General features: G+C 42.3%; 16 protein-coding genes. 8 read left to right on the top strand and 8 right to left on the bottom strand.

Annotated features, from left to right (window positions below):
* Nucleotides 1–39 precede the first annotated feature (39 nt).
* From AOB57_RS03555 to AOB57_RS03520, 8 genes are all read left to right on the top strand, one after another.
* Nucleotides 40–2,571 carry an oligosaccharyl transferase, archaeosortase A system-associated gene (locus tag AOB57_RS03555; protein WP_054297928.1) on the top strand — a complete coding sequence of 844 codons (2,532 nt, stop codon included), beginning with the start codon at nt 40–42 and terminating at the stop codon, nt 2,569–2,571.
* Nucleotides 2,572–3,135: 564 nt separating this feature from the next.
* Nucleotides 3,136–5,658 carry an oligosaccharyl transferase, archaeosortase A system-associated gene (locus AOB57_RS03550; protein WP_054297927.1) on the top strand — a complete coding sequence of 841 codons (2,523 nt, stop codon included), beginning with the start codon at nt 3,136–3,138 and terminating at the stop codon, nt 5,656–5,658.
* A gap of 173 nt (nt 5,659–5,831) precedes the next feature.
* Nucleotides 5,832–6,332 (top strand): homoaconitase small subunit, encoded by a 501-nt coding sequence (gene hacB / locus AOB57_RS03545; RefSeq protein WP_082384069.1) that lies wholly within the window; start codon nt 5,832–5,834, stop codon nt 6,330–6,332.
* A gap of 96 nt (nt 6,333–6,428) precedes the next feature.
* A complete protein-coding gene (locus tag AOB57_RS03540; RefSeq protein ID WP_054297931.1) occupies nt 6,429–7,307 on the top strand; it encodes a DUF7714 family protein in 879 nt (292 codons plus the stop codon).
* 463 nt (nt 7,308–7,770) lie between these two features.
* Nucleotides 7,771–8,172: a hypothetical protein gene (locus tag AOB57_RS03535; protein ID WP_054297925.1), complete on the top strand. Its 402-nt coding sequence runs from the start codon at nt 7,771–7,773 to the stop codon at nt 8,170–8,172.
* A 393-nt stretch (nt 8,173–8,565) separates the two neighbouring features.
* A complete protein-coding gene (locus tag AOB57_RS03530) occupies nt 8,566–9,126 on the top strand; it encodes a manganese efflux pump MntP (protein WP_054297924.1) in 561 nt (186 codons plus the stop codon).
* Between the two features lie 64 nt (nt 9,127–9,190).
* Nucleotides 9,191–10,189, top strand: coding sequence for an isocitrate/isopropylmalate family dehydrogenase (locus AOB57_RS03525; protein WP_054297923.1), 999 nt, complete (start codon nt 9,191–9,193; stop codon nt 10,187–10,189).
* A 150-nt stretch (nt 10,190–10,339) separates the two neighbouring features.
* The gene (locus AOB57_RS03520) at nt 10,340–10,972 is read left to right on the top strand and encodes a cyclase family protein (protein ID WP_226999623.1); all 633 of its coding nucleotides are present in this window, start codon (nt 10,340–10,342) and stop codon (nt 10,970–10,972) included.
* Between the two features lie 225 nt (nt 10,973–11,197).
* Here AOB57_RS03520 and AOB57_RS03515 read toward each other — a convergent pair whose 3' ends face one another.
* The 8 genes from AOB57_RS03515 to AOB57_RS03480 all read right to left on the bottom strand — a co-directional run bounded on the left by AOB57_RS03515 (nt 11,198) and on the right by AOB57_RS03480 (nt 15,038).
* A complete protein-coding gene (locus tag AOB57_RS03515; protein WP_167829529.1) occupies nt 11,198–11,524 on the bottom strand; it encodes a hypothetical protein in 327 nt (108 codons plus the stop codon).
* Between the two features lie 175 nt (nt 11,525–11,699).
* Nucleotides 11,700–11,840, bottom strand: coding sequence for a hypothetical protein (locus AOB57_RS03510; protein WP_167829528.1), 141 nt, complete (start codon nt 11,838–11,840; stop codon nt 11,700–11,702).
* A 140-nt stretch (nt 11,841–11,980) separates the two neighbouring features.
* On the bottom strand, nt 11,981–12,352 hold the full coding sequence (locus tag AOB57_RS03505; protein ID WP_167829527.1) for a hypothetical protein: 372 nt from the start codon (nt 12,350–12,352) through the stop codon (nt 11,981–11,983).
* Entirely contained in the window at nt 12,321–12,827 is a 507-nt protein-coding gene (locus AOB57_RS03500; protein WP_054297920.1) for a hypothetical protein, read from the bottom strand. Before AOB57_RS03500 ends, AOB57_RS03505 begins: the two co-directional genes overlap by 32 nt.
* A 53-nt stretch (nt 12,828–12,880) precedes the next feature.
* A complete protein-coding gene (gene afpA / locus AOB57_RS03495; RefSeq protein WP_054297919.1) occupies nt 12,881–13,516 on the bottom strand; it encodes an archaeoflavoprotein AfpA in 636 nt (211 codons plus the stop codon).
* Between the two features lie 129 nt (nt 13,517–13,645).
* Entirely contained in the window at nt 13,646–14,293 is a 648-nt protein-coding gene (locus AOB57_RS03490; protein WP_054297918.1) for a flavodoxin family protein, read from the bottom strand.
* 283 nt (nt 14,294–14,576) lie between these two features.
* Nucleotides 14,577–14,798 carry a DUF2180 family protein gene (locus tag AOB57_RS03485; RefSeq protein ID WP_054297917.1) on the bottom strand — a complete coding sequence of 74 codons (222 nt, stop codon included), beginning with the start codon at nt 14,796–14,798 and terminating at the stop codon, nt 14,577–14,579.
* A 9-nt stretch (nt 14,799–14,807) separates the two neighbouring features.
* Nucleotides 14,808–15,038, bottom strand: a complete 231-nt coding sequence (locus AOB57_RS03480; RefSeq protein ID WP_054297916.1) for a DUF2180 family protein — start codon at nt 15,036–15,038, stop codon at nt 14,808–14,810.
* Nucleotides 15,039–15,268 lie beyond the last annotated feature (230 nt).

Here is a 15,268-nt window from a genome sequence, read left to right as displayed (position 1 = left end):
TTCATTAATGTGTAAAGTTTACTTCTAAAGGGGATAATTATGAGTTCTCAGGATCATCCTGTATCATCATTCCAAGATAAAATAAGATCCAGCTGGCCTTATACTCTGGCAGTTGCGATAATTGGTTTTGTATCTTTGTGGGTCAGAACACTTCCTTCAGATACTGTATTTTTACCTGGCGGGATCGTGAGATTCGCGACCAACGATGCCTGGTATCATATGCGTACTTTATATGTCCTGCTTGAGAATTACCCCAACAGGATGTTTTACAATCCCATGACCAATTATCCTTACGGGAGTTATATCCATTTTGGACCATTATTCGACCAGATGATAGCTATTACTTCCTTTGTTCTCGGGATGGGCAGTCCCAGTCCCCAACTGGTTAACACCATAGCTGCTTATTTTCCTGCAGTGCTTGGAGCTCTTACTGTTGTTCCTGTTTACTACATAGGAAAATACCTTGGCGGGCGTAAAACAGGGCTTCTAGCTGCGATACTAATTGCGTTTGCTCCGGGTCAGTTCCTGTCCCGTTCGCTCATTGGTTCTACAGACCACCATGTTGCTGAATCGCTATTCAGTACTTTCTTCATGATGTTTTTCATTCTCGCTCTCATCTCGGCAAAGGAAAAAAAGCTGCGTTTTGAAGATGTGTTCAATAAGAACCTCCGTGTCCTGAAAGAGCCTTTACTGTACTCAGTTGTTGCTGGTGTCATGTATTCCGCCTACCAGCTCTCCTGGCCAGGAGGGTCTCTTTTCCTCCTAATCACTTTCATTTACACCGTATTCCAGTACATACTTGACAATTTCCGCAATGAGTCAAGCGACTATCTGGGGTTTGCAGGCATAGTCACGTTTTTAGTAAGCACTTTACTTATCCTTCCCTTTGTGCATCCTGATATGGGTTTCTCGCTTTATTACTATTCATGGTTCCATGTGGTGACTGTGCTTGGGGCAATGGCAGGTTTTGCAGCTTTGAGTTTCCTTGAAAGGGAGTTTAAAAGAAAGCAAATAAAGGCTTATTACTTCCCTCTTCTCATCCTCGGAGCTGGAATTCTTGGGCTCATAATTACCAAATTAGCGTCTCCCTCCCTTTATTCCCTGGTTATACACGCCCCTACAACTGTTTTCGGGATCCAGAAGGGTGGGCCTTCCACAATCCAGGAAGTCTCTTCAATATTTTACTATGACGATGTCTTCACCCTGGCAAAAGTTTTTGCAAATTTCACGGCTACTGGTTTCCTTGCTTCTTTGCTGGGTATGCTTGTTCTGGCTGCAAACCTGTTCAGAAAGCCAAAGCCTCAGGAAGTACTGGTCCTTATCTGGAGCTTTTTTATTCTCCTTGCAATTTACGGCCAGAACCGTTTTGCCTATTATTATTCTATAAATGTTTCAATCCTGAGTGCCTATTTAGGAGGATTATTGCTTGGCGTAGTAAAATGGGACATGCTCGAAGAAAGCCTCAGGACTAATATGAAATCACCTCAAGATATTCCTGGATTCCTCAAATCTATCAGGTTAGGGCATGTTCTTGCTATCCTTATCATAGTAGTCGTGCTAATTCTTCCAGTGTACAGCACAGCTATGCTGTATACAAGAAGTATAGGTAGTGAGCCTAATCCACCCTGGACGGAGGCTACTTTTTGGCTTCAGACAAATACCCCCGATCCTGGAATGGACTTCAACGCTATCTATGAAGCCCCTAAAGACGGAGAGCTTTTCGATTATCCTGATACCGCTTATGGTGTTATGTCTTGGTGGGACTACGGGCACTATATCGAGTTTTTTGGTCACAGAATGCCCAATGCTAATCCTTTCCAGGCAGGTGTAGGAGGGCGCAGGGTGAGCATTGACGAAGAAAATCAGCCAGGTGCTGCAAGCTTTTTCACAGCCCCTTCTGAAGAAGAGGCAAGTGCTGTGCTTGAAGCCATAGACCCCAGACCTGACAAAGCAGGAGCGCGTTATATAATGTCTGATGTCAATATGGCTACGGGCGTTTTTGATCCAATGACTAAGTGGACCCTTGATACTGAAGGGTACTATCAACCTATCTGGACAGCAGATGGATATCGGTATGTTCGCTCAGCTCGGTACTTTAATTCTATGGAATCCAGGCTGCATATATTTGATGGAAATGGCTTGAAGCAGTATCGTATGGTTCATGAGACCGAACCTTATGCTACGAGACCCGATGAAGTCTGGTACAAGCAGGTCTATAACCTTATATTTGGAGGCAATATTCCGGAAATACATACGGGTTACGTCAAGATCTTCGAGTACGTCAAAGGTGCAAACATAACAGGTACTGCTTCCCCCAATGAGACCGTCAAAATAAGCGCTACAATCCTTACGGGACAGGGACGTACCTTTGAATACACGCAGTCTACAACTGCGGATTCTCAGGGCAGGTACGAGTTTACAGTACCCTATTCAACTGAGGGTCCTATTGAAGGCGAGACTCAGTTCGATGCTGCACCTGTGGGACCCTACGTAGTGAGTTACGGCAATACGACAAAAGAAGTAAGGGTAAGTGAGGAAGCTGTGTTAAACGGAGAAGAAATAAAGACCTAAAGAGAGATAAAGATCTAAATATTCCAGATATGCGGTCAGGACAACTCTTCACCTTATTTCTTTTTCTTTATCTCATATCTTTATTTTTATTCTTCTCTGGCGTTCACCAGTAAAGATTCCTGCAGAATCTTGTAACCTTCAAGAATAATTCTTTCTTTTATAATTATGCAATTCGCTTTTGCATATACTTTTATATACTATTAATAAAGTTATTCCAAATATATTAGGGCGTCTCAGACTGAAATTGCCCTTGTGCCGCGTCTTTTATAGGGTGTCTTTTAGAAGACGCATTGTCCCATAGTAAATGGCTTGAGAGAGCCTGCTGGGACAGAGGAACAAGGATCTCTTCGGAAATACTGGCATTTCCGATGATTGTCGTGACCGGCTCAGTAAAAACTGTACAAAGTTCCTGAATATGAAACTGTACAAAATTCCTGAATATGAATTAGATAAAATTATAAATAAGCATATTGACTTTCTAAGTCAGACAAATATTATTTATTTGATTTTCTTCTCCACAAATTATATATTTATGCAAAAATTTACCTCTTAAAGGGGATAATTATGAGTTCTCAGGATCATCCTGTATCATCATTCCAAGATAAAATAAGATCCAGCTGGCCTTATACTCTGGCAGTTGCGATAATTGGTTTTGTATCTTTGTGGGTCAGAACACTTCCTTCAGATACTGTATTTTTACCTGGCGGGATCGTGAGATTCGCGACCAACGATGCCTGGTATCATATGCGTACTTTATATGTCCTGCTTGAGAATTACCCCAACAGGATGTTTTACAATCCCATGACCAATTATCCTTACGGGAGTTATATCCATTTTGGACCATTATTCGACCAGATGATAGCTATTACTTCCTTTGTTCTCGGGATGGGCAGTCCCAGTCCCCAACTGGTTAACACCATAGCTGCTTATTTTCCTGCAGTGCTTGGAGCTCTTACTGTTGTTCCTGTTTACTACATAGGAAAATACCTTGGCGGGCGTAAAACAGGGCTTCTAGCTGCGATACTAATTGCGTTTGCTCCGGGTCAGTTTCTGTCCCGTTCGCTCATTGGTTTTACAGACCACCATGTTGCTGAATCGCTATTCAGTACTTTCTTCATGATGTTTTTCATTCTCGCTCTCATCTCGGCAAAGGAAAAAAAGCTGCGTTTTGAAGATGTGCTCAATAAGAACCTCCGTGTCCTGAAAGAGCCTTTACTGTACTCAGTTGTTGCTGGTGTCATGTATTCCGCCTACCAGCTCTCCTGGCCAGGAGGGTCTCTTTTCCTCCTAATCACTCTCATTTACGCCGTATTCCAGTACATACTTGACAATTTCCGCAATGAGTCAAGCGACTATCTGGGGTTTGCAGGCATAGTCACGTTTTTAGTAAGCACTTTACTTATCCTTCCCTTTGTGCATCCTGATATGGGGTTTTCCCTTTATTACTATTCATGGTTCCATGTGGTGACTGCACTTGGAACAATGGCAGGTTTTGCAGCTCTTAGTTTTCTTGAAAGGGAGTTCAAAATAAAGCAGTTAAAGGCTTATTACTTCCCTCTTCTCATCCTCGGAGCTGGAATTCTCGGGCTCATAATTACTAAAATCGTATCTCCTTCGCTTTATTCCCTGATTATACACGCCCCGACGACCGTTTTCATGATTCAGCAGGGAGGACCTTCTACTATTGGTGAGGCTAGTTCCATATTCTACCAGGGTGGCGTATTCACTCTTTCAAAGGCTTTTGCAAACTTCACTGTTACAGGTTTCCTTGCTTCTCTGCTGGGTATGCTTGTTCTGGCTGCAAGCCTGTTCAGAAAACCAAAGCCTCAAGAAGTACTGGTTCTTATCTGGAGCTTTTTAATTCTCCTTGCAATTTACGGCCAGAACCGTTTTGCCTATTACTATTCCATAAATGTTTCAATCCTGAGTGCTTATCTGGGAGGACTGCTGCTTGACAGGGTAAAATGGAATGAACTTGACCAGAAGTTCAAAAGTGCTGTAAGATCGCCTGCAGATATCCCTAATGCTTTTAAATTTGTCAAAGTACAGCAAGTTCTTGCAGTTCTGGCTATAGTAGTATTTCTGATTTATCCAGCATATGGATCTGCAATGTTTCAGGCAAAAGGCTCAAATGACCCCAATGAACCCTGGATGGAAGCTACTTTATGGCTTCAGACAAATACCCCCGATCCTGGAATGGACTTCAACGCTATCTATGAAGCCCCAAAAGATGGAGAGCTTTTCGATTATCCTAATACTGCATACGGTGTTATGTCCTGGTGGGACTACGGGCACTATATCGAGTTTTTTGGTCACAGAATGCCCAATGCTAATCCTTTCCAGGCAGGTGTAGGAGGGCGCAGGGTGAGCATTGAGGAAGAAAATCAGCCAGGTGCTGCAAGCTTTTTCACAGCCCAGTCCGAAGAAGAGGGAAATGCTGTGCTTGAAGCTATAGACCCAAGACCTGACAAAGCAGGCGCACGTTACATAATGTCTGATGCCAGAATGGCCACGGACATATTTGGGGCAATGCCTGCCTGGACTCTTGACACAGAGGGGTACTATCAAACTATCTGGACAGGCAGAGGGTATGAGACTATACCTTCTACCCGATACTTCAATTCCATGGAAGCAAGGCTGCACATTTTTGACGCAAACGGCATGAAGCATTACCGTATGGTTCATGAGACTGAGGCATATCAAACCAATGAGGTAGTGTATAAACAGGTCTATAATCTTGTATTCGGAGGCAATATTCCGGTGATACATACGGGTTATGTCAAGATCTTCGAATATGTCAAAGGTGCAAACATAACAGGTACTGCATCCCCCACTGAAACTGTCAAAATAAGCGCTACAATCCTTACAGGACAGGGACGTACCTTTGAATACACGCAGTCTACAACTGCGGATTCTCAGGGCAGGTACAAGTTTACAGTACCCTATTCAACTGAGGGTCCTATTGAAGGCGAGACTCAGTTCGATACTGCACCTGTGGGACCCTACGTAGTGAGTTACGGCAATACGACAAAAGAAGTAAGGGTAAGTGAGGAAGCTGTGTTAAACGGAGATGAGATAAAGGTCTGAAGCAGTCGGAGTGTGCTGTTGCTAACTCTACTGCTTCTCCTCCACTTTTCCTTATGCCTTTATTTTCCTGGTTCTATATTGTCCGCTTTGCTTTGAGTTAGACTTGCAAAATCTTTGCTTCGTTTTCCCGCTACCTAGATATACTATTAAAAAAACTACCTGGCAGGTGAAGTATGATGGAAAATCCCATAATAGGCCGAGTATGGAAATTTGGAGACGATATCGATACGGATGCGATTATTCCCGGAAAATACCTGCGGACCAAGGATATGCAGATGTTTGCAGCTCATGCAATGGAAGGTATTGATCCGGAATTTGCAAAAAAGGTAAACCCAGGTGATATTATTGTGGCAGGCAGCAACTTCGGTTGTGGTTCCTCACGAGAACAGGCTCCACTCGCTCTAAAACATGCGGGCATTGCCTGTGTAGTCGCAAAATCTTTTGCAAGGATCTTTTTCCGAAATGCAATCAATGTGGGTCTGCCTCTAATAGAAGCAGATATTGAATGTCAGGAAGGTGACGAGATCAGGGTCGACCTTTTAAAAGGCGAGGTTACAGTTCCAGGAAAAGGTACTTTCACTGGAAACAAATTACCAGATTTCCTGCTCCAGATACTGGCTGATGGCGGGCTTGTAGCTCACAGGAAAAAAGTCCAGAGTGAGCAAAAGGAATAACTTTATCTTATAAATATTGGAACTGAATCAAATTCGATTTTCACTCAGAGTAATCAACCACTCAGAAAAACAAATTATCCAAAACAATCGATGCTTATGATTTTTCCTGATGAATACAAAAATGTGGGCGTTACAGGATCATTCTGCCCGGGCACAGAAGAGCCAATCTATTTCCTGACTGACTACCTAATTGTCGAAAAAGAAGACCCCCTGACCGACAACTCAGAGTATGCAATTTATCGTGTGAAAAAAAGCGGAGAGGGACTGCTCCGAAAGGTTGAAGCTCTTGAGACAATAGCCTCGGGAGAAGAAGTGGTGAAATATGATCAGGAACTGAATATAAAAGACCGCACGCTCCTGATAGAAACTGCCGAGAAACTCTGTACCGAAAAAGTGAACACGGTAATTTTCACAGGTGTGGATAGGCATGTTACTTTTGTCCATAAGCCTGACCTCTCCGGCATCCTTGAACTCGAAATCCTTGATGTTGCCCCTCCTTATCCTTCCTGGCTTTCCCTGGTTGTTCGAAAACTTGAAGCCAGCGGAATCTTCGGGGATCTGCAGGTCAGGTTTATTGAAAAGGTGATTGATCTAAGGCAATTTGAAGGGAAAAACACTGTTTTCCCATGCAGTGCATCTGGGCTGGAAGGAAAATGCCTGGATTCGGATGTACTAACGGAGAACGGACATCTACTGGTAGGGTGCGAGATTTCAAAAACCCTTTTTGAGATGCGCTTTCCTGAGCTTGAGTATTCCTTTGTAAATATCTGTCCTTTTAAATCTGAGATAGTTATGCCCTCAAAACCTTTCATTACGCGTTGCTGCAGGTCTGAGAACTCAGGGCTTGTAAAGATCTCGAGTTTTGATGGTGCTGTAGTTCACTGGGGAGCATCGGAATACCAAGTTGCTGAGGCTGTCAGAGACCTCGTAAACAGGTTAAGGCAGAGTTCAGGGGATTTTAACCGCCATCCTTGAGGATTTTTATCTGACTTTTCAACGCCTGCAATGCGCATAATTATACTTGATGACACTCTACTCAGGTTGTTATCCGAGACTTTTAGCAGTGCAAGAACATGTAGTTGCAGGTGTTCTAATTGAAACGCCTATTTTTGTTCTCTGCAGGTACAGCAAGACTTATGACCAATCTATTGGCCCTGCTTTTGCTTAGCATGATAGTTTCCAGTAAATAATCTCCCTAATTCAAATAATCATCTTTTTGATATAAATAATCCAGATTCAATATATATTCTCCAATAAGAAAATATAATAGAAAACTCTATTATGTTTGAAAGCATAATTTCAGGGATCAATTCAGGGATCAATTTACTGTGTTGCTCTTCGACTAAGGGCTGTGGGGATGTTAAAAGTTTAAGATATTCACGTAGTCGCAGACTAACGACGAATTAAAAGTAAAGCCGAAGTTTTGGGGGCTGGTATTATGCTCTGGTTAATGCTTGCATGGCTTGCTGGGTTCATTGTAGGGGTTTTCTTGCTTAAGGTAGTGCTTATAACGGTTGCAGTGCAGGCTTCACTTGCTTATAATACAATCCTTGGGCGTAATGTCCAGACGAAGTATCAGCAGGTGGACGCGATACCTGACTGGATTAAAACTCTCGCCGACGATAATATATACCAGCGTTATTCGATTAATCCTCCACGCGTTGTAGCATATCCAGCATTTTACAGAAACGGCTTCAAGTTTTTTGATGGAGAAGACGGTAAGTATGCGGTTTCCTATGATGGCACCGGTAAATACACCGTCTACAGAAGATTAAGGTCAGGGCCATCAGGTAATAAAGTGAAATCAATGGTTGAGGAAAAGTCTAAAGCCAAAGTATGAGCCTGAGTTTTGGCTCAAGCATAAGTTATGTCGCGCTCGTTGCGCCTGTCGATCATGCCGAATAGGGATTGGGGATAAGGTTATCAAATCCAAAAGGCATTCCATTTTCGATAAAACCTTTTCTCAAAAGGTTTTTGGTCAAACTTTTTTTGAAAAGGCTTGCATTCAAGCGGTTTATTAGAAAAGTTGCCTTTTTAAGAAATGTTTTTACCTTTTCAGAAGACATAGTTTTAAATCTGATTGTGAATTTACGGGTCATCAAAAGGGTAACAGTCAAGGCATATAGACAACTATAAGACTTTTGATTCTCAAACATCCTCATGTGCTGAGGATTTTAATTCTCTTTAATATCCATCTGTACTATTTGTAAAACGAAACCGGAGTAAACATTTGATGTCTTTCTTGACTAATTTCCTTCTAGGACTTGGGCTTGCAATGGATGCATTTGCAGTTTCCATGTCCAGCGGCACCACAATAAGGCCTTTCCGGCTCAATGATGCGCTGAAGCTGGCTCTCTTTTTCGGGGGTTTTCAGGCTTTCATGCCTGTGATGGGCTGGCTTGGAGGGAGCGCAGTAAGCGGCTTTGTTTCAGACTATGCTCCATGGATTGCTTTTGGGCTTCTGGCCTTTATTGGAGGCAAAATGATTTACGAGGCTCTTTACGGAGATCCCGAAGGAAAGGTAAGCTCCCTTAATTACTCGATACTTTTTGTACTCGCAGTCGCTACAAGCATAGATGCCCTTGCTGTGGGGATAAGTTTCGCATTCCTAAATACGCCTATTCTTGAACCTGTAATTATAATAGGCTGTGTGACCTTTTTCATGTCTTTCTGCGGAGCAGTCCTTGGATACAGAATAGGCCATTTCTTTGAGCACGAAGTCGAGATTATAGGAGGCCTTATTCTTATCGGGCTCGGCATAAAAATCCTTGTCGAGCATATGCTCTGGATCTGAGTGACCTCAGAATCTGAAAAACTTACGCCAGATTCATATACTCCAAACTATAGATGCAGTTAGCATGAAACTGGCTATAATCGAAGGTGATGGGATCGGCAGGGAAGTAATCCCTGCAGCTGTTAAAGTCCTTGATGCTTTCGGGCTTGAGTTTGAGTTTGAGAAAGTACCTCTGGAGCTCGGCTACACTCGATGGGAAAAAACAGGGACTGCAATGTCGAGTGACGATCTGGAGACTATAAAAGGGTGCGATGCGGTCCTTTTTGGAGCAGTTACCACTGTGCCGGACCCAAGTTACAAAAGTGTGCTTCTGACCATCCGAAAGGAACTGGATCTTTATGCCAATATCAGGCCTGTAAAACCTCTTCCCGGCATAACAGGAGTTACCGGGAGAAATGACTTCGATTTTATTATTGTAAGGGAAAACGCTGAAGGGTTATACTCTGGGATTGAGGAAATAGGGTCTGAGCTTTCCTGGACAAAACGAATCATCACACGAAAAGGCTCTGAGCGAATTGCTGAATACGCCTGTAAGCTTGCAAAGAGGAGGAAGAACAGGCTTACAATTGTTCATAAATCCAATGTCCTAAAATCTGACAAACTTTTCCTTGATATCTGCAGGCAGACTGCTGCTGCTCACGGAGTAGAGTATGAGGATACACTGGTTGACTCAATGGCTTACAGCCTTATGATGCATCCTGAAAGATACGACGTTGTGGTTACAACGAACCTCTTCGGAGATATCCTGAGTGATATGTGTGCAGCTCTTGTAGGAAGTCTCGGCCTTGTCCCAAGCGCCAATATAGGAGATAAATATGCCTTCTTCGAACCAGTGCACGGAAGCGCACCTGATATTGCTGGTAAGTGCGTTGCAGATCCGCTTGCTGCAATTCTCTGCGTAAAAATGCTGCTGGAGTGGATGAAGGAAGCAAGATTCCGGATTATAGACGAGGCGATAGCCCATGTGCTTCAACAGAAAATTATCACTCCTGACCTCGGAGGAGCTGCCAGCACAATGGAAGTCGGAAACGCGGTTGCGGAATATGTGAGGAGAAATCTGTAAAAACTCAGTAGTATGACTGGATATGCCTCCTGCCAGAGGGGAACTTTTAATATTTTAAACCCTCTATTATTATAAAGAGCAGTTAGATTTCTATTAAAATAGATTATCAAAATAGCTGTGCTTAAATTCTGATATGTCATTAACGAATGAGTGGGGGGTTTCATTCTGCGTCAGTTTTTCGATGTCTCATTGCCTATTACAGAAGAAATGGTTGTATATCCGGGAAAGCCGTCGCCCTCTATTCAGAGGTATGCTTCTGTCCCGAGAGATAATGTAAATGAATCTACTCTGACTCTGGGAAGCCATACAGGTACTCATGTAGAATCCAGACTTCATCTTCGGGATGGAAGAGAAAGTGTTGCTGACTTGCCTCTTGATCACTTTTATGGAAAATGCAAGGTTTTTGATCTTGTCCATGTGGAGAACGAAATCCACAGGCAGGACCTTGAAACGTTTGAAATACAGCCAGGAGACATAGTGCTTCTCAAGACCAGGAACTCAACTCTGGGATATGTTAAGTTCCTTGAGAACTATGTGCACCTTAAAATGGACGCAGCTGAATACCTCGTCAATGCCGGAGTTAAAACCCTCGGCTTTGACTACCTGAGCGTTAAAAAGCCTGACGGGGACGATGAAGTCCGTGAAATACTTATAAATAATACAACTTTGTTTTTAGGACTCAGCCTTGCCGGTGTTCAGGAAGGGGAATATACATTCTTAGGTCTGCCTCTCCGTATAAACACGGACGGAGCTCCGGCTAGAGTAATACTTGTTAAAGAGTAATAGAGTAATCTCTTTTATAGCAGGATAAAATCTTGAACGGTAAACAGTAAAGCAGAACAAAAATGTTGAAGTACAAAAGCTTAAATATCTAAATATATAATATTCAGGTATCAAAAAGGGTCTAAAGCATATATCAAAAAGAGTCAGAAGGACAACTCTTCTGTTACGTGAAGCCCTCCAGGTTCATATCTGTTTTTTCCTTTCCTTTTAAGTTTGATACTTGAGTTATTTTTCAGGTTTCCTATCCCTTTTTTCGGGCTTGCTTTTCCCCGTTTGATTCCTCTGGAATGTTTGCTTATATTCCCTAAAAAGTTCGAACTGCTCATAATAATGAGCTCTTTCAATTATCTCTTCAAAAAATTCGTTCATGCGGATTCCCCCTAACCCATATAGATATTTCTCTCTTATACTTATAAATATTTGCCATTGGTGCACTGGATGCTTCCAAAAAGATTTTGAAGCGTTAGCCTCAAAATTTACACTATGGAACAGGGGCGAAACTTGCAGAAACGGAACCAGTTGAGAAGCGAGTCTCTCCGCCTTTAATCCCATCGCTATTATCTCATACTTCTGATTTTTTCTGAATTTCTTGAAGTCTTCTAAATTACCTTTTCTTGAAACTTACTCCTCAACGTTCCATTTCTTTAGAGTCTTTGCAGCATTTTAGTTCACAACTTTTTATTATGTGAATAAAGTTACTCTCAGCTGGCAATCAATAAATTAAGCCTTACGTAATACTCATTGCTGGAGCTTTTAGTTTAAGTGCAGCCATATCCCCAAAATGTTCGGAGGGACTTGTGTACCTGTAGCTTTCAAACTGCTCATAGTACTGCGCACGCTCGACCAATCCTTTGAATATTTCCTCCATTGTATTCACCTCTATTCTCAAAAAGTACTTCAGTATTTATTTAATCTCAGCCTAGCAGGGTGAAAGTATTTTTGGAGGATCTGCAGCAATGTTTTCCAAGCTTTACGGCTACTGAAGCTGAAAGCCTTTTCAGGATATTCTCAAGAAATGGAGAACATAAAGAAGAAAAAATTGTTAAAAGGAAATAGTAAAATTGTTATTATTTTTTTGCAGCATCTGCAAGCTTCTCTCCAAGCTTTTTGCATCTCACAAGTTCCTTTCCTTATGGCCCCTACTTTTACCTGAAGTCCGGGCTCTTGTGGCTTCCAGGGACACAGGGTTTTGCCACCCAGATTAACCTGGCTGCAGGCAGTCACAATCCCTATGTCCCAACCTTCACTACCCCAATCCCTGGAGTAACCATTAAGAATGTCGATGCCTCTTTTTGTAGTTAGAATTTTAGCATCGGTTTTTTCCCTATAACAAAGCTCTCCCGGCTTTTTAGGTCTGCATCCTGAATCTGGTAACCTCATCTAGGAAACTGTCAATTAGCTCGTAATGTCCTCTCTCATAACCTGCAAGCATGTGGAAGAAATTTCTCAGGCTTTCATCTTCAACCCTTTTTGCGACCTCCGTATAGAAATCTTCACTCTTTCTCTCGTGCCTCAGGGCTGCAATAAGGATGCCCGCATCTCCAAGCGTGACCTCTCCACCTTTTGTACGTCCCAAATCAAACTCAGGGGAAAAAGATTGACCGCTCGGAATTTCCGTACTTACTACGGGCAATTCTTTCTTATCTCGGTATCTTTCAAGGTAACCGAGATGTTTTACCTCTTGATTTGCCAGGTACTCATAGAGCTCCTTAAATTTAGGGTCTTCCATCAAAGCAGCTTTACTCAGGTAGAAGTCCCTTGCTTCTTTTTCTCTCTCAATCGCCAGAGCTACTGCTTCTTCAATTCCCTTGAGATTTTTTACTTCTTCCACTACATTTTGATACGCGCTTCTCATATCTACTACCCTCTCTGATTCTTATTTTTTCCAAATCTCCCCATTTTTAAGTTTTACATCCCGGTTTCTTTCTTAATTTTAGCTTTCTTTCGCTCTCTCACCTTCACAGTTATATCTTCAGTAGGCCGTTCAAGTCCGAAGATATCATAGATCTCAAAGGGACTTGAGAGCACTGTAATATTTTCCATCCGTGCAAGTTTTTCCGAATTTGTAACATCTACTTCGCGCATAGTAAGCTCAAAGGCTCTGCCACTGGGAGCAGCGGTTTTTACACTCCCCCTTTTCTGGTCTACAGGCAGTATGAAAATTGGTGTTTCTCCTTTTGCAGTCTGAGAAACCGCATTTGTAACAAGGGTGTCTGCAATCCCGTACACTATCTTTGCCACGGTATTGGCAGTTGCTGGGGCTATCAGCAGGAAATCGTAATATCCCATCTGCAGCGGGCCTGCAATAAATGGGGAGTTGGGACCTGCATCGACTTTGAAGTTAGGAAAATCGGTCTGGATTTTATCCCAGAGATGATACCATTTCATCACGGTTTCGCCCTCTTTGGAGAGAAAAACCATCGTTTCAACCCCTGATCGGTTCTTAATATCTACCAGAATACTGTAGGTCTCAATCATCTGGTCTCCCGAACCTGTTATTCCCCATGCTATTCGCTTAATTTCCTTATTTAAAGATCCCACCAAGATAACTTCCTCCTTAACTGGTTTGTCAAACTCTGAGTTTATTCCTCTTTATGATTAACCTGAATTCCGAAGACACCTATCTTTCCAGAGTTTACATTATTTGGCTGCTTTTTGCGGCATCTCAGATGGTCAGGGTTCGGATTTTTCTGAAGAAGCTCTTCTTACAAGTTGGGTTGTCTGGATAAGCTTTTTCAGGGTTTTTCTGAGGCTTCTCATGCCTTCAGAATCCTCAGATACTCCTTCCGCTCCTTTGTCCTTTGACCAGAACGTTCCACCCAGGTTAGCTCCGAAAGAGCCCCCTCCCACAGGTATCATTTCATTGATCACATAAAAGTTCAGGATAGTCTGGATTGCCGGCTCCTGTCCCCCCATCCTGTCTCCTCCGTCTGCTATGCCCATCCCTACTTTATTCAAAAAAATTCTGGGATTTTGGGCAAGTACGGCTCTGCATCTATCCATTATTGTTTTGGTTTGAGCACTCAATGTTCCCTGATAAACCGGAGTTCCAATAATCCAGGCGTCTGCCCAGATCATTTTGTCATAAAGTTCAGCTGAGATATCATCCTTATGAACGCAGCCTTCCTTTGTTCTTATACAGAAGTCGCAGTGGATGCAAAAGTTCAGCTTTTTTCCTCTGGCAGAAAAGTAATCGGTTTCTGCTCCATATTTCTCCTCTGCAATCTTAAGTGCTTCCCGGACCAGAAAATCAGTCGCCATATTCCTGGGACTTCCGGATATTCCGAGAATCCTTATCGGTCTGGCTTCGGTTTCTTGCATGTCCCCTCCGAATTATATATGTATCAGACATAAACGAATATATCTGTATGCTGGTATGACATTCGGACAAATAATTCTATGCTTGAACAGTTTTATTATATAATTTTCCAGTTTTTAGCTTTGCAGGAAAACTGTCTGAATTTCATTTTAAGAGGCTGAATGCGGAAATTTATTCTGAACGTGGGCTTTTCACATACATATAGATATATATTTCTGCTATATTTCTGCTACTTCCTTAAGAAAGGTTACCTGCAATTTAGAGGCTATGTTGAAACCTGTGGAATCATACGCACATATCTTCGCCAAAAACAGAGTCTATACATTCGCGGCACATCATCCTGGGAAGCCCTTTTTTTAGATTCAAATTAGGCAGCGGATATCCCCCTTTCATGGGAAACTCAACCTCTTTAATATGTTCCATACATAAACCTTTCCCGCAAACAATGCATACACCAACGGCTTCAATGTCTTTACTCTTTTCAAAGCAATCGTAACATTTCAGCATATAATCACCTCAACATACCTCGTTAAATAGACAGTTTTCCTTCAGGGCTTGATGACAGGGAACACACACAATCCGTTTAATATGCTCGAGGTCGGGCTTTAGCTTGATAGGATAATCTCCCTCCCAGGCAGGAGTTTCTTCATGAATAAGATGCTCTTTGCAAACCCCTCTTCCACAGACAATGCAAATTCCAACGGCATCAGTATTTTTACCTTCTCTTTCACATTCATAGCATTTCATTGTTTTCCCTCTAAATTTAAAAAATATTCTTACTTTATTTCAAATTTAAAAGCATTATAAACAATCTTGTACTTGGTTCAAAGGAAATTCTCACCTGTTTCTCTATATGAGTTATCTCCCCTCGCAACAAACGAAATTTAGTTTCGATTCTTTTTTCTACAATTTCGCTACCGTTGATCTCACAAAGGGACCTTTCCCCTTTAGAAGGCACACCCCCTGACCAGTTCCCC

Source organism: Methanosarcina flavescens (assembly GCF_001304615.2).
GTDB lineage: Archaea > Halobacteriota > Methanosarcinia > Methanosarcinales > Methanosarcinaceae > Methanosarcina > Methanosarcina flavescens.
This window is presented reverse-complemented; position numbering and strand designations above follow the sequence as displayed.

Excerpts from the sequence above, each read along its gene's own strand:
- AOB57_RS03555 (WP_054297928.1), top strand. The coding sequence starts at position 40 with ATGAGTTCTCAGGATCATCCTGTATCATCATTCCAAGATAAAATAAGA.
- AOB57_RS03550 (WP_054297927.1), top strand. The coding sequence starts at position 3,136 with ATGAGTTCTCAGGATCATCCTGTATCATCATTCCAAGATAAAATAAGA.
- hacB (WP_082384069.1), top strand. The coding sequence starts at position 5,832 with ATGATGGAAAATCCCATAATAGGCCGAGTATGGAAATTTGGAGACGAT.
- AOB57_RS03540 (WP_054297931.1), top strand. The coding sequence starts at position 6,429 with ATGATTTTTCCTGATGAATACAAAAATGTGGGCGTTACAGGATCATTC.
- AOB57_RS03535 (WP_054297925.1), top strand. The coding sequence starts at position 7,771 with ATGCTCTGGTTAATGCTTGCATGGCTTGCTGGGTTCATTGTAGGGGTT.
- AOB57_RS03530 (WP_054297924.1), top strand. The coding sequence starts at position 8,566 with ATGTCTTTCTTGACTAATTTCCTTCTAGGACTTGGGCTTGCAATGGAT.
- AOB57_RS03525 (WP_054297923.1), top strand. The coding sequence starts at position 9,191 with ATGAAACTGGCTATAATCGAAGGTGATGGGATCGGCAGGGAAGTAATC.
- AOB57_RS03515 (WP_167829529.1), bottom strand. The coding sequence starts at position 11,524 with ATGGGATTAAAGGCGGAGAGACTCGCTTCTCAACTGGTTCCGTTTCTG.
- AOB57_RS03510 (WP_167829528.1), bottom strand. The coding sequence starts at position 11,840 with ATGGAGGAAATATTCAAAGGATTGGTCGAGCGTGCGCAGTACTATGAG.
- AOB57_RS03505 (WP_167829527.1), bottom strand. The coding sequence starts at position 12,352 with ATGAGGTTACCAGATTCAGGATGCAGACCTAAAAAGCCGGGAGAGCTT.
- AOB57_RS03500 (WP_054297920.1), bottom strand. The coding sequence starts at position 12,827 with ATGAGAAGCGCGTATCAAAATGTAGTGGAAGAAGTAAAAAATCTCAAG.
- AOB57_RS03490 (WP_054297918.1), bottom strand. The coding sequence starts at position 14,293 with ATGCAAGAAACCGAAGCCAGACCGATAAGGATTCTCGGAATATCCGGA.
- AOB57_RS03485 (WP_054297917.1), bottom strand. The coding sequence starts at position 14,798 with ATGCTGAAATGTTACGATTGCTTTGAAAAGAGTAAAGACATTGAAGCC.
- AOB57_RS03480 (WP_054297916.1), bottom strand. The coding sequence starts at position 15,038 with ATGAAATGCTATGAATGTGAAAGAGAAGGTAAAAATACTGATGCCGTT.